Source organism: Paenibacillus sp. sgz302115 (assembly GCF_056120445.1).
In genome coordinates this window covers 747,031-760,172 of the sequence record NZ_JBVYOK010000001.1, presented here as the reverse complement: position 1 = coordinate 760,172, position 13,142 = coordinate 747,031, and the positions used below count along the sequence as shown (strand labels likewise).

Here is a 13,142-nt window from a genome sequence, read left to right as displayed (position 1 = left end):
TACTACATTTATCACAAGAAGGAGGTATTGCTTTATGTCAGCTATTGCATATTTAAACTTTGATGGGATTGCAGAACAAGTGATTGAATTTTATTCAGAGGCTTTAAATGCAATTGAAGTAAAAAAAGCTAAATTCAAGGATTTTCCACAAGATCCAAACTACCCACTGCCAGAAAATGAGTTGAATATGATCATGGAATCTTCAATAGAATTCGCAGGCGGGAAAATAATGATGTCGGATATTTTGCCTGCAATGAAGATGATAACAGGTGAGTTGGTGAAAGGAAATAATGTACTGATTAGTCTAGTCATTGATGATAAACAAAAACTGGAAGAATACTATAATAATTTATCTGTTGGTGGCAATGTTATGATGCCGTTATCCAATACTCCTTGGTCTTCATGCTTTGGAATGCTGGTAGATAAGTTTGGGGTCTGCTGGAAATTTAATAGTGACGCAGATAAGTTTCTTGAAAAAGTTATTGCAGGTAATTATGGAAATTGAAAATCTGATTCCAGCAAAATCGAGAGAAGATCTGAGGAACTGGCTACAGGAAAACAGCAAGACCAAAAAGTCTTGCTGGGTCTTGGTTAGTTTGTCGCCTACCCCTAATATGTTATTATATTTGGACGTAGTCGAGGAAGCATTGTGCTTTGGATGGATTGATGGAATCAAAAAGAAAATTTCCGAAACGGAGCTGGCTCAGAGGCTGTCACCTAGAAGTAAAAAAAGTTCATGGACTGAATTAAATAAAGAGCGTGTCCGCCGCCTTGAAAGGTTGGGGTTAATGAGAGACGAAGGAAGAATGGTTCTTCCTGATATGGATTACAATTCCTTTAGAATAAGTGAAGATATAGAGCGAAGGCTAAAGGAGGAAAACCAAGTATACAACAATTTCATGTCATTTCCAGATCTTTATAAAAGAGTTCGGATCAACACGATACAAAGCAATATGAATCAGCCAGAATTGTATAGGAGCAGATTAGACAAATTCATAACAAACACTAGAGAAAACAAAATATACGGTCAATGGAATGATAACGGACGTCTATTCCCGTAAAACTCGAGACGCTCAATTTCGGCAGAACACTTACCAAGCATATGAATTTGATCCATACTCAACTGGCTAAAGCCACCAATAAAAAGAGCCGCATCTTAACACGGCTCTAATCTTCTTATTGCCCGCCTGTATTTGAAGCCCAGACAGGATACCAGCCTCTATTCAAGTCCGTAGTGTTGTACAGAACTAAATTTCCGTCATCTTGAACGATGAGAAGGTCGCCACGGAGGTTTGCCGGTACATTATTTGGTCCGTACCACGCATTAGCCCATGCATTATTGTCTGACGTCCAATACGGAGTATTATTAGAATCCATTAGCTTAAGTCTTCCGTTATATTGATCAATTCTGAGCTGTGATATTCTAAGATCGCGGGTATTGGTGTGCCATAACATAGTGCGTTTGCGGTTGTTCCATAGCTGAATATCTCCAGAAGTGGTAAAATTCAGGGAATACGTAATGTTGTTTGATACTAGCGGATTCGAATTCATAATAAATGATTCGTATATCGTGAGACGTTCTCCGTATGCAAATGTTCGAGGGGCGACAGGGAGCAGGAGCATAAAAGCCGCAAAGAAAAGTAAAGTAATCTTTTTCATAATAACCTCTTTTCTGGATTATTTTTGTAACTACTCTTCAAATATATCATATAATTTTTAATAAATGTATAAAAATCTCATATTACAATTTGTGAATGGAAGACTGGCAAAAAATAGCCCTAATAGAATAAGACCCGCTTTAGCGCTTTGGCTAAGACGGGTCTTGTTTGGTGTATTGTATATTAGATCCCGCGTGAGCTAAGCGCTCTGTGAAGTAATTGCTGCTTCTGCGGATTCTCGCAGCTTAAGTCTTTTGTGTGCAGTAATGAGGAACGGCAACCCAATTGCAGTCGTAAGTGCGAGCGGCACGAATACGGCCGGGCCATTGCTGGCGCCGAACTGATCGAGCAGCACACCGCCGAGGATCGGAGCCATGACGTTGCCAAGGTTATTGAAGCCAATTGTGCCGAAATAAGTGCCTTTCCATTCAGGCTTGGCAATCCGGTCGATCAGCATATCCATCATCGTGAAGAGCAGCACTTCGCCAATCGTAAACAGCACAACACTGAACATCAGCAGGGCCACCCCACCATTTAACCCGAACAGCAGCATGCTAAGTGCTACACAAATATTCCCCAGAATCAAAGGAACAAGCGGCGGGAATTTGCTGGCCGTACGGACAATCGGGTACTGGACAACGAGCACTGTGACTGCGTTAAGCGACAGCATGTAGGAAAAAATCTGCCCGCCGTTCGAGAAGTGAGGGTTCACCGCCAAATATTGCGCCAGCGTGGAGCTGAAGTGCCCGTAGCCCAGCACACAGAAGATTGTTCCCAGCAGCACCGGGAGAAACACGCGGTCGCGTCCGGTTGTCGCCAGAGCTTCACGCAACTGCGGAGCGTGGGCTTTCGAACGAACAGGCAGGTTGGCACGGTGAGCGGAGAACTGCATAAATAGCACTACTCCGTAAGCAACGTACACGATTCCCGCAATCAGGAACGGAAAGGTTGACTTGGCTGAACCAAGCTGCAGGCCGATGATAGGACCGAACACTACACCCAGATTCACCGCCGCATAACGCAGATTAAACACGAGCAGCTTATGGTCAGGCGGTGTTATATCTGAGAGCAGCGCACGCGAGGTTGGTTCGAATACAGCACGGCATAGGCCGTTCAGTGTATTGACCAGGAAGAATACCCAAAGATGCTGGGCTGACGAGAAGCCGAAGAAGACACAGGCCCAGCCGAACACGGAGACCAGCATAACAATTTTGCGGCCAAAGATATCGGATATGTATCCGCCGTAGAAGCTGATGAGCACACCGGCCAAAGAGCTGACAGCTACAGTTAGACCAGTCTGGGAATGTGATGCGCCAAGGACTTGTGTCAAGTAAATGGATAAAAAAGGAATGCTCATTGAGGTCACTAAACGCCCGAACATCGTACCGATAATGATGGTCCAGGCCAATGGATGGATTTGCCGCAGAGTCTGTTTCATGTGATTGTGGTTCTCCTAATCTTCCTGCTGAATTTTGAGACTGCTTGTGTAAGCTGCTATGAAATAAAAAACGGCTTGTGTATAATTGTAATGATAAAAGGGGGAAATAAAAGTGTAAGAATTATTCGATGTATTTCACCTTTAAAAAGGAGCACCGGCAATGGATACCAACACCGCACATTTTATAGATTTGGCAAGAGCGATTAATAATCCTTTTAGAATCCAGGAGCCTATTCCCGTTACGATAGACAGCTTATCTGCGGCTCTGTGTTGTACTCCCCGTAATGTGAAATTTATTTTGCGCAGGCTTGAAGAGGGAGCGTATATACAGTGGAAGCCAGGGCGGGGAAGAGGGCATACTTCTGAATTGACCTTTTTGCGGGGAATTGATGAGGCTCTTGAAGCTAGTTTTCAGGAGCTGATGGGAAAAGGCAAGATTAAGGAAGCCATTGACCTGATTCGTGTCACAGAGGCCAATGAGACGTTAAAGGAACGGCTGCTCAGCTCGCTGAATATCCAAATGGGCTTTCATACTGAAGCGGAAACCGCCTCGGGACAGGATGTTCTGCGCATGATGCGTGGACGCCGTCTGGAGAAGCTGGACCCGGCTTTTATTTTTACAGCTTTTGAAGCTTATTTGCTGGGGCAAATCTGCAGCACGCTGGTTACCTATGATGCCTCAACCGATTCTTTTCTTCCGGGGCTGGCTCACACGTGGGAATGCAGCGAGGATCACACAATGTGGGTTTTCTATTTGCGCAAAAGCGTGCGGTTCCATCACGGCAGAGTGATGACTTCCCGGGATGTAAAGGAAACCCTCCAGCGCTTATTTGATCTGAACAGTCCGGCCATCCGGAGTTATGAGGATATTGAGCAGATATGCGTAGAGGGAGAGCACTGCATCCGTTTCCATCTGCGCCGTCCGAATCTGTTCTTCCTGCATTTGTTCAGCTGCATATATATGAGTATTCTGCCTTATGATGTGGATATCCGTACGGAACTGATCGGGACGGGTCCCTACCGTATCAGTGATTTGAGTGAAGATGTGCTGGTGCTCAGCGCATTTGACCAATACTACGGGATCCGTCCGCACCTGGACCGCGTGGATATTTGGGTTGTGCCGGACTATGGCTCGAATGAGCGTCACTACGAGCTGCCGGGCGCAGACCGGATGAAGCTCCCTTCGGATCGCTGCGGGACGAACAGCATTGACTATCCGGCTTGGGGATGCAAGTACATGCTGGTTAATTTCCGTAAAAAAGGGGTGCATCATCAGCCTGCTTTTCGGCAAGCGCTGCGAATCCTGTACAATCAAGTAGCGCTTGTAAGGGAACTAGGCGGCAACCGTATTACACCAGCAGACAGCTTTCTGCCTTGGAAGAGCAGTCTCAGGGATTGGAAGGAGCCTTCTTTGAAAATGGCGCGTGAGCTGCTGGCCAGCAGTGGTTATCAAGGAGAGAGCATCATTCTTGCATACACGGTAGTTAAAGACCTGGAAGAAGCAGGTTGGCTTAAACGGCGCGGAGCAGAGATAGGGCTGAATATTGAGCTGCAGACTTACATCCAATCACACGAAGATGACTCCATCAGCTCAGCCGATCTGATCATGGCGGAGGAAATACTGGAGGATGATTGGCAATGGGGATTGATTAATTATTTTAAGAATGAAGCCAATTATTTGCATGCCTATCTGGAGCCTGAGCAAAGTGCTATGCTGGACCGGGAACTGGAGGACTTTGCACAATTACCCGGAGAGGGCCGGGCTGAGCTGCTGGATAAAGTGGAGGGCATCATCCGGGATCAATGCTGGCTGCTGTTTGGCTGTCATGTTAACAAGAGGGCTCAGCTCAATCAAAGCCTGCTCGGTCTGCATGCCGGCTCATTTGGTTTCCTGGATATCTCCAAGCTGTGGATCAAGCCGGCGCACTGAGAAGTATGCAGATTCTATCAAGTCTGCTATACTCTCAAAAGAGACTATATCGAATCCATTCGAATGGTACTCTAAGAAGAATGAATTTTATAGCTGCATATGTAAGCCACGGAGGTGAACTCGCCAGAATTTTGCTCTGATCCGTAAGGACCGAGACAAAAGAACGGTCAAAACTTGACTCTTTTTTTGCTTATCGGACCTTTTTAGATGAGATGCTAAGAGGTCTTTTTGTTTTACCAAAAATAAGGTTAAGAGAGGTGGAGTCCAATCATGGCAACTCCAATGAAACATGGTATGATGCGTTTTCTGATCGTGGGAGCAGGAGCCATCGGAGGTTATTTCGGCGGACGGCTGGTTCAAAAAGGGGAAAATGTCACTTTTCTAGTCCGGGATTCCAGACAGGCTCAGTTAGCGGCAAAGGGGCTGTCCATTCGCAGCGTGCATGGAGATTATCAGACACCGGTTCAAACTATTACATACGGTGAGAAAACAGATCCGTTCGATTGCATAATCCTGGCGGTCAAAGCCTACCATTTGCCCCAACTGCTGATTGACCTTGCCCCTTATGTCGGTGAACAGACCGTAATTCTTCCTTTACTTAATGGATACAACCATTTCGAGCTTCTGAAGATGAGATTTGGTCAGGAAAAAGTACTGGGCGGTCTTTGCTACATTGAAACTACACTGGACCCCGAAGGAGTAATCATTCACACCAGCCCGTTCCACAGTATTGTGTTCGGAGAGTGGACAGGCGGGGAGTCAGAGCGCTCGCGGGTACTGTACAGCCATCTGAGCAATGCAGGGTTCACAGTCACGCTAACCCAGAATATCCAGCAGGAAGTGTGGCAGAAATATATATTTATAGCCAGCTTAAGCGGAATTACTACATTAATGGATAGCCCGATTGGACCTATTCTGGCCGTCCCGCAATCGCGTGCGATATATAGCCGGCTTGTGAATGAGATCGTTACCCTTGCCCGCAGTGCCGGAATGCCGGTAGGCCTGGACATGGAAGCGGCTACGTTGCAGCGGGTTCTGTCTGCGCCACCAAGCATGACTTCCTCTATGCATCGGGACTTGTCGAAACAGCTGCCAGTGGAGGCGGACCATTTGCATGGTTCACTCCTTGCCCTGGATACTGAGGGAAAGGGGACTTATCCTATTCTTGAAGCGGTGTACGCCCGGTTAAAAGTATATGAAAGCCGTTAATACGAAAAAAAGGGAGTGCTGCGATTGCGGCATTCCCTTTTTTGCGCCAATTGGTCCCAGGATGATCCTTGTCAGCCCGCTTGCTTGCCATCGCATTTTTTACAGACGGTGAGCTTTTCGCCAGAGGGCCCTTTACCGAAATACAAAAGCTTGATTCGTGTGCTGCCGCAGATCGGACAAGTTCCTCTGCTACGGGACGGAGTACGCCATAGTGCTTTGCCGCGCTTGTTTTTAGACATGCTGATCCCACCTTCGCCCTTGATACGCTATCTTATGCACAGGTAGAAGGCAGGATTCCTCGGGGAATCCTTCGCTGCCAGAGATTAGGGATAGATCATACGTTAATGGATAGAATATGATTTACATTCGCGGAAAAGGGACGTTTATTCCAAGGAATAGATGGAAAGGAAAAATAAATGTTTGTACGCGCTGATGATAAAATCACAACAAGCCAGGCATCTCTATTCTTGACGAATTCGGTACTGGGGGTGGGAATTCTCACTTTGCCCAGAAATGTGGTGGAATCCGTCAAGACACCGGACGCATGGATGTCTGTAGTGCTCGGTGGGATTATTGTAATGTTGATTATTGTGATCATGGTGAAATTGAGCCAACAATTTCCTGGCAAGACAATCTATCAATACTCCAAACAGATCGTAGGAGGGTACCTGGGAGGATTTTTATCCTTGTTTTTAATTTTATACTTTCTACTCAGTGCCGGATTTCAGAATCGCGTATTGGGAGAAATTGCGATGTTCTTCCTACTCGAAGGAACACCCATTTGGGCAATCATCATTCCTTTTATCTGGATTGGGGCATATTTGGTGTTTGGAGGAATCAATTCCATCGCCAGGACATATCAAATTGTTTTCCCGATAAGCCTCTTTATCTTGATGTTATGTTATGTCTTAAGTATCAGAATATTTGACATTAACCATCTGCGTCCTGTACTGAGTGAAGGTCTCATGCCTGTAATTAGGGGACTGAAATCCACTATACTCGTCTTTACGGGGTGTGAAGTGGTGATGGTTATCACAGCCTTCATGCAGCATCCGGAGAATGCGGTCAAAGCCATGTTAACGGGAATTTCCATACCTATGACCTTATACATCCTCACTGTGGTTATGGTTGTTGGAGGCCTGTCTATAGATTCTGTGATCACGAGTACCTGGCCTACTATTGATTTAGTGCGCAGCTTTGAGATCTCCGGATTCTTTTTTGAACGTTTCGAGTTTCCTCTACTGGTGATCTGGATGATGCAGATGTTTTGTATCTTTAGCAGTTTTTTCTTTAATGCTGCTTTGGGGATCTCGCAGGTGTTCAAGATTAAACTTGTCCCTGTGATCTTCGGGCTGATGCCGGTGATTTTCATCACGGCCTTGATTCCCATACGAATCAATGATGTATTTGCCGTTGGGGATATTATTGGAAGAATGGGAATCCTATTGTTTTTTCTGCTGCCGGTGCTGCTTTCAGTGGTTCTGATCATTAGAAAGAAGGGATTGAAGCAGGAGGTGTAAATGTTAACCTCTCTCTTTAAAAAGACAACTGAAAAGGCCTAAAAAAAACAGCGTATAACATAAATTATACGCTGTTTTCGTTCTAATGGATTTTTATAAGTGAAATTGGGTAATTGGACAGCTTGAAATGAGGCTATTTTGGGCGATTCCAGATGTTGTACCGTCTATTCGGGCAGCTCATGGTATAATGAATCAAAAATAGGCGGGGTGGAATTTCGGTGACGCATGGTAACATCAAAAAAAGTTGGAGAGCGGAGAAGTTATCGCAGCTTGGCTCTTCTATTTTCGCTGAAGTGGCAGAATGGAGAGCGGAAGCCCACGGTTCGGGCTTAACGGTTATAGATTTGGGAATTGGAAGTCCCGACGGTGCGCCAAGACCTGAAATTCGTGCGGCGTTAAGCTCGGCTGTACTGCGCGAAGATTGTTATTCGTATCCGTCCTCCAAAGGAAGCCTGGCTTTCCGTAAGCAAGCGGCTGCCTGGATGGACAAGCGGTTTGGAGTCAAGGTGGATGCGGAGGAAGAGGTATTGGCCTTGATGGGGTCCCAGGACGGACTTGCCCATCTGGCGCTCGCGGTTTGCAATCCCGGAGATATCGCCATCGTACCGGACCCTGGTTATCCGATCTACTCCGGCTCGCTGGCGATTGCAGGGGTACAGCCGTGGTATATTCCTTTGCTGCAGGAAAATGATTTTATACCTGATCTGGATCAAGTGCCGGATCAGGTATGGAAGGATGCGGTGTTCATTCTATTGAACTTTCCGGGGAATCCGATTTCCACGGCGGTGGATGCGGCGTTCTTCGAGAAGCTGGTGGCCTTGGCCCGCAAATGGAATGTGCTGATTATCCACGATCTGGCCTATTCTGAAATGGGCTTCGACGGGTACAAGCCACTGAGCATCCTGGAGGTTCCGGGTGCGATAGAGACGGCTGTGGAATTTCATTCCTTCTCCAAAAGCTTTAACATGGCCGGCTGCCGCATCGGCTTCCTGACCGGCAACCGCGAAGCCTTGGGAGCGCTGCGTGAGCTGAAGGGCAATATGGACTTTGGTGTGTTCGAGCCGATTCAGGAGGCTGCGGTACTTGCCTTAGAACTGGCGATGACAGATATGGAGAACGGTGGGGTCGCGCCTCTATATCAACGCCGCCGTGACCTATTCGTGGCGGAGCTTGCCCGCGAAGGGTGGAGCGTGCCGGAGCCGAAGGCGACGATGTTCATCTGGGCCGCGCTGCCGCAGCAGTGGACCCTTACTCGGGATGGCGGCGGATCGCGCGCCTTTGCCCGTGATTTGCTGTTGAAGACCGGGGTAGCCGTAATACCGGGGGATGCCTTTGGAGAGCAGGGCGAAGGCTTCGTCCGCATAGCTCTGGTACAGAGCGAGGAGCGGCTGCTGGAAGCCGCACGGAGAATCGGGGAGTATTTGCGGGGGCTGTAAGCCCCGGAAATACTCCCCGATTTATTTTCATACAGCGATAAAGGCTGCGTTATCTAAGCTCCTTCGGCAGCTTGACGGCAATCAGTTTCTTCTCAGTAGGTATAAGCACGATTCCGTCTACTACAGAGATGTTTCCGTATTCTTGGGCGGACGTTTTTAGCGTGCCAACCAGCGCACCGGTGTATGCGTTCATAATCGAGAAAATTCCGTTCTCATGACCGGCGTAGACGGCTTTGCCTATTTTTTGCAGATGAATGACCGGACTTGCGAAGTGCTGGAATTCAACGGATGTGTTGTCTGTGAGATTAACGCTTCTAATCTGCTGATCTTTTTCGAAGAACACTCTGCCATCTACAGGTCCTTCCAGCCAGCTCCCATAGGCATCGTAGCTCGTGTAATTCTGTTCTTCGGCCTGTTGTCCCAGGGTAAACCGGGTTAGGACCAGTCCTGGCTGCTCCATATTCTCGTCTACCGAATATACATAAGAGCCCTGGATGATCGTGAGGGAATTGTAAATGCCGGAGACATCCTCAAGCGGCTGGTAATGGTTTCGGGAAGTGACCTTTCCTGTGCCGGGATCTACACTGGTGAGCGTCATTAAATACCCGGATGCAGAAGCTTTACCTTTAGCAGCATTATTTTCGCGCAACAAAATCTGCCCATTCCTGTAGCCGACATAGGTGTACAGTCCCTCGACTCGCCAGCGCTGCTTGCCTGAAGCGGGGTCTATCCCGAAGAACTGGGACCGGATGTTATCTACTGTGCTGGATACGAGCAATGTATTTTTGTAAGTGCCGATCAGGCTGCCTGCATACATGGGGAGGGTCTGATTTGCCCATATTCTTGCTCCTGTAACCGGGTTGTAAGCCGCTATCCCGCCGCTCTCATTGGCAAAATACACAATTCCATTAATCATCTTCGCCTGTGCCCCGACTTCTATGGGAGCTTTTGCCGCTTTGACCTTCCAGAGCAGCTTGCCGCTGTCGGCAGCGACTTTTACCAGCTCTCCTTGGTTCGTAATGAAGAATACAGAGTTGTTCGTGATGAACTGCGGGTAGCCCCCCTCCTTATAAGTCCATTTGTTGCGCCCAGTGGCAATATCGGCTGCATTCAGACCGTTATGGTCCGTATAAAAGACCCGCCCCTGTAAGGTTTGCTGCTCCATCGAATATAGTCCCTGGGCATTTTGGTATATTTTCCATATTGGTGTTAGTTTGGACGAATTAATCACAGTTTCACTACTGCTAGCCGTTGCTGCGGTTGCATATGCATCTTCAGATGCGGGAAAGGCAGCTCCAGTGGTGAGGAGAGAGGCCAAGAGAAGAGTGGTTGCAAGGGTTGCAGATTTTGTCAATAGATTCAGCTCCTTGAAAAATGTCTCTATTGGTTAGACTGGCTCAAGAGAGAAAAGTTTCACATTAAGGAAGAAAAAAACAATAGAGTATACATAAATAATATTATGTTAACTAATTGATTTGATGTAGAATATTTCGAGTGATATAAGTCTAACAAATCATATGAGTAAGTTAAAAAGCAGGCGGAAGCTCCCTTGTTTCCAAGGTCGTTGCCGCCTGCTGTGAACTAAGAATAGCGCATTTTACAGCGCTTTGCGACTAACTTCCTGTGCTTCGCCAGGTGCAGGCTCAAGCAGAGGATTGTTGCGGCTTCGTCTCGCGTAGACGATCAGGAAGAAGAGGGCGGTGATCAGCAGCGGATAGCCGATAGCCCAGCCGGTAAAAGGAAATACAGCAGCAGTGGCTGCAAAGGAGATCCAACTTATCGTAACGCCTAGCCGGTGACCCTTCAGGAGCCGGATTCCCGCCGCGCAGCCCCCGATATAGGTCAGAATGAAGGTGGCATTGGGGAACTGAATCAGTGTTGTAATGGAGAGCAGGCCGCTGCCATACAGAAATAGTACGGCTGCAAAACATAACAGCAGGAAGCCGATGGCTCCGGTCGGAGTCTGAAAGCGGCTGGATAAGCGGCCCATCCACCTTGGAGCATAACCCTGCCGGGATAGAGCATAGGCTACGCGTGATGCAGCTCCGGTGTATGCAATAATCGTCGCTGTACAGATGAACAGTCCGGTAAGTCCGGCAATGAATCCGCCCCAGGAGCCAAGCGGCTGGCTGATGATCCAGACCAGCGAAGAGTCTGCTCCGCCCCGGAGATAGCTTTGTGTTCCAACTGTGGCGAGTGCGGAGAGGAAATACAGCACTCCCACGATAATTGCGGCAATGGTAACGCCTTTGACCGCCGCCCGCTGCGGGTCTTTGAACTCTTCAGAGAGATGGGACACAGCCTCCCAGCCAATAAAGCACCAGAACAAAATCGCTGCGGCCTGCCCGATGCTCATCCATCCGTGCGGGACAAAAGGTGTAAAATGCGCACTTTCCATCCGGGGAAGCGCTGCGGCAAACGAAAAGACCAAGACGGCAATAATTGCGATAACAACAGCAATTTGCACTTTTCCGGCCACCTGCATGCCGATCCAGTTCGTAACCAGCCCAACTCCCAGCATGGCAGCGGCCATGGCAATTCTGGCAGTGTCACTCCAGCCCATGGCTGCGGTCATATAGCCCGCTCCCGTTAATGCGGCTACAGGTCCGCCAATCGGCACCGACATCAGGAAGAACCAGCCGACCAGCGCTCCGGCTTTAGGTCCAAAAGCTAAAGTGACAAAATGGGAGACACCGCCGGCATTTGGATATTTAGCGGAGAGCAGGCCCATGGACAGGGCCAGGGGCAGGATCAGCAGTGTCATAAACCCCCAGGCCAATAGCGATGCCGGACCAGCCATTTCCGCAGCGAGACCGGGTACAATGAGGACCCCAGAGCCAAGCACTGCTCCAATGTACAGGGCAATAGCCTGCGGCATGCCGATATTTCGCTTAAGATGATTCGTTTCCTTCATATAACAATCCCGCTTTCCTTGTAATTAATTATAGAGTATCAGATAATAGACCCATTGGAAAAACAGAAATATCAAATGGTATCCATTCAAAAAACCGATGATACCTCTTTAGAGGGGATGTTTCGATGGAATCAAGGCACTTATATACGTTTCTGGCCGTGGTGGAAGCAGGCAGCTTTACTCGCGCCGCCCTGAAGCTGGATTACGCTCAGTCAAGTATTACCGCCCAAATTCAGGCGCTCGAAGCGGAACTGGGCCAGCCTTTGTTTGACCGCATCAGCAAAAAAATCATTCTCACGGACGCCGGACGCCGCCTGCTCCCCTACGCTCAGGAAATTTCCAGAATGCATACTATGGCTGAAGATGCACTGCGTTCGGAGACCGAGCTGTCAGGAGCTTTGCGGATCGGCGCGCCTGAATCCTTGGCAGCCTTCCGGTTACCGGGGATTATTAAAGAATTCCGCGGGAGATTTCCGCAGGTGCAAATTACCCTGAAGCCGGGGCTCTGCTGGGAGCTTACCGAGCTTGTGCGCTCCGGGGAGCTGGATTTGGTTTTTCTGCTCCAGCCGGAGACCGAGTATAAGGACATGCACAGCGAGACGCTGATCCATGAACCAATGACGCTGGTTGCGCCTTTAGGACATCCTCTCCTTGAACTGGACGAAGTGCTGCCGCTTCATCTGAAGAACGAAACGATTCTCCATACCGAAACTGGCTGCACCTACCGGACATTATTCGAGCGTCATTTGAATAGTCACGGTGTCTTTCCCGATCCCAAGCTGGAATTCTGGAGCATTGAGGCGATTAAGCAATGTGTCATGGCAGGGCTGGGCATCTCTTTTTTGCCGCTGATTACGGTCAGAAATGAGCTTGCCGAAGGCAAGCTGGCCCGCCTAAGCTGGAATGACGAGTCGCAGCGGGTCGCCACACAACTCGCGTACCACAGCAAGAAGTGGAAATCGCCGGCGCTTGCAGAATTTCTCTCAATCGTCCAGCAGCATGCGGCGGAGTGGAGAGCTTTAACCACTTGATTCTAT

Annotated in this window: 12 protein-coding genes; 7 read left to right on the top strand and 5 right to left on the bottom strand. The window is 48.4% G+C overall.

All coding sequences use genetic code 11. From position 1 onward, the window contains the following. Positions 1–34 precede the first annotated feature (34 nt). Together AC0LWN_RS03460 and AC0LWN_RS03455 are read left to right on the top strand one after the other, a co-directional pair. Positions 35–505, top strand: coding sequence for a VOC family protein (locus tag AC0LWN_RS03460; RefSeq protein ID WP_474663222.1), 471 nt, complete (start codon positions 35–37; stop codon positions 503–505). Next, positions 495–1,061 (top strand): YdeI/OmpD-associated family protein, encoded by a 567-nt coding sequence (locus tag AC0LWN_RS03455; protein WP_474663221.1) that lies wholly within the window; start codon positions 495–497, stop codon positions 1,059–1,061. Before AC0LWN_RS03460 ends, AC0LWN_RS03455 begins: the two co-directional genes overlap by 11 nt. Positions 1,062–1,176: 115 nt before the next feature. Here AC0LWN_RS03455 and AC0LWN_RS03450 read toward each other — a convergent pair whose 3' ends face one another. Both AC0LWN_RS03450 and AC0LWN_RS03445 read right to left on the bottom strand, forming a co-directional pair. Further along, the gene (locus AC0LWN_RS03450; protein ID WP_474663220.1) at positions 1,177–1,659 is read right to left on the bottom strand and encodes a hypothetical protein; all 483 of its coding nucleotides are present in this window, start codon (positions 1,657–1,659) and stop codon (positions 1,177–1,179) included. 198 nt (positions 1,660–1,857) lie between these two features. After that, the gene (locus AC0LWN_RS03445) at positions 1,858–3,096 is read right to left on the bottom strand and encodes an MDR family MFS transporter (RefSeq protein WP_474663219.1); all 1,239 of its coding nucleotides are present in this window, start codon (positions 3,094–3,096) and stop codon (positions 1,858–1,860) included. A 160-nt stretch (positions 3,097–3,256) separates the two neighbouring features. Between AC0LWN_RS03445 and AC0LWN_RS03440 the strand changes: the two genes are divergently transcribed. Together AC0LWN_RS03440 and AC0LWN_RS03435 are read left to right on the top strand one after the other, a co-directional pair. Beyond that, positions 3,257–5,026, top strand: coding sequence for an ABC transporter substrate-binding protein (locus AC0LWN_RS03440; protein WP_474663218.1), 1,770 nt, complete (start codon positions 3,257–3,259; stop codon positions 5,024–5,026). 270 nt (positions 5,027–5,296) lie between these two features. Continuing rightward, positions 5,297–6,235, top strand: coding sequence for a ketopantoate reductase family protein (locus tag AC0LWN_RS03435; RefSeq protein ID WP_474663217.1), 939 nt, complete (start codon positions 5,297–5,299; stop codon positions 6,233–6,235). A gap of 71 nt (positions 6,236–6,306) precedes the next feature. Here the strand turns inward: AC0LWN_RS03435 and AC0LWN_RS32820 are convergent, their stop codons facing one another. Then, positions 6,307–6,474, bottom strand: coding sequence for a hypothetical protein (locus tag AC0LWN_RS32820; RefSeq protein ID WP_488656662.1), 168 nt, complete (start codon positions 6,472–6,474; stop codon positions 6,307–6,309). A gap of 177 nt (positions 6,475–6,651) precedes the next feature. Between AC0LWN_RS32820 and AC0LWN_RS03430 the strand changes: the two genes are divergently transcribed. Both AC0LWN_RS03430 and AC0LWN_RS03425 read left to right on the top strand, forming a co-directional pair. Continuing rightward, positions 6,652–7,755 carry a GerAB/ArcD/ProY family transporter gene (locus AC0LWN_RS03430; RefSeq protein WP_474663216.1) on the top strand — a complete coding sequence of 368 codons (1,104 nt, stop codon included), beginning with the start codon at positions 6,652–6,654 and terminating at the stop codon, positions 7,753–7,755. A 218-nt stretch (positions 7,756–7,973) separates the two neighbouring features. Continuing rightward, positions 7,974–9,191: an aminotransferase class I/II-fold pyridoxal phosphate-dependent enzyme gene (locus AC0LWN_RS03425; RefSeq protein WP_474663215.1), complete on the top strand. Its 1,218-nt coding sequence runs from the start codon at positions 7,974–7,976 to the stop codon at positions 9,189–9,191. 49 nt (positions 9,192–9,240) lie between these two features. On the opposite strand, the gene AC0LWN_RS03420 is transcribed toward AC0LWN_RS03425, so the two are convergent. Both AC0LWN_RS03420 and AC0LWN_RS03415 read right to left on the bottom strand, forming a co-directional pair. Beyond that, the gene (locus AC0LWN_RS03420) at positions 9,241–10,545 is read right to left on the bottom strand and encodes an outer membrane protein assembly factor BamB family protein (RefSeq protein ID WP_474663214.1); all 1,305 of its coding nucleotides are present in this window, start codon (positions 10,543–10,545) and stop codon (positions 9,241–9,243) included. Positions 10,546–10,788: 243 nt separating this feature from the next. Further along, positions 10,789–12,105 carry an APC family permease gene (locus tag AC0LWN_RS03415; protein WP_474663213.1) on the bottom strand — a complete coding sequence of 439 codons (1,317 nt, stop codon included), beginning with the start codon at positions 12,103–12,105 and terminating at the stop codon, positions 10,789–10,791. A gap of 125 nt (positions 12,106–12,230) precedes the next feature. Here AC0LWN_RS03415 and AC0LWN_RS03410 point away from each other — a divergent pair, with 125 nt between their 5' ends. Then, positions 12,231–13,136 (top strand): LysR family transcriptional regulator, encoded by a 906-nt coding sequence (locus AC0LWN_RS03410; RefSeq protein ID WP_474663212.1) that lies wholly within the window; start codon positions 12,231–12,233, stop codon positions 13,134–13,136. Positions 13,137–13,142 lie beyond the last annotated feature (6 nt).

Excerpts from the sequence above, each read along its gene's own strand:
- AC0LWN_RS03460 (WP_474663222.1), top strand. The coding sequence starts at position 35 with ATGTCAGCTATTGCATATTTAAACTTTGATGGGATTGCAGAACAAGTG.
- AC0LWN_RS03415 (WP_474663213.1), bottom strand. The coding sequence starts at position 12,105 with ATGAAGGAAACGAATCATCTTAAGCGAAATATCGGCATGCCGCAGGCT.
- AC0LWN_RS03450 (WP_474663220.1), bottom strand. The coding sequence starts at position 1,659 with ATGAAAAAGATTACTTTACTTTTCTTTGCGGCTTTTATGCTCCTGCTC.
- AC0LWN_RS03455 (WP_474663221.1), top strand. The coding sequence starts at position 495 with ATGGAAATTGAAAATCTGATTCCAGCAAAATCGAGAGAAGATCTGAGG.
- AC0LWN_RS03410 (WP_474663212.1), top strand. The coding sequence starts at position 12,231 with ATGGAATCAAGGCACTTATATACGTTTCTGGCCGTGGTGGAAGCAGGC.
- AC0LWN_RS32820 (WP_488656662.1), bottom strand. The coding sequence starts at position 6,474 with ATGTCTAAAAACAAGCGCGGCAAAGCACTATGGCGTACTCCGTCCCGT.
- AC0LWN_RS03435 (WP_474663217.1), top strand. The coding sequence starts at position 5,297 with ATGGCAACTCCAATGAAACATGGTATGATGCGTTTTCTGATCGTGGGA.
- AC0LWN_RS03430 (WP_474663216.1), top strand. The coding sequence starts at position 6,652 with ATGTTTGTACGCGCTGATGATAAAATCACAACAAGCCAGGCATCTCTA.
- AC0LWN_RS03440 (WP_474663218.1), top strand. The coding sequence starts at position 3,257 with ATGGATACCAACACCGCACATTTTATAGATTTGGCAAGAGCGATTAAT.
- AC0LWN_RS03445 (WP_474663219.1), bottom strand. The coding sequence starts at position 3,096 with ATGAAACAGACTCTGCGGCAAATCCATCCATTGGCCTGGACCATCATT.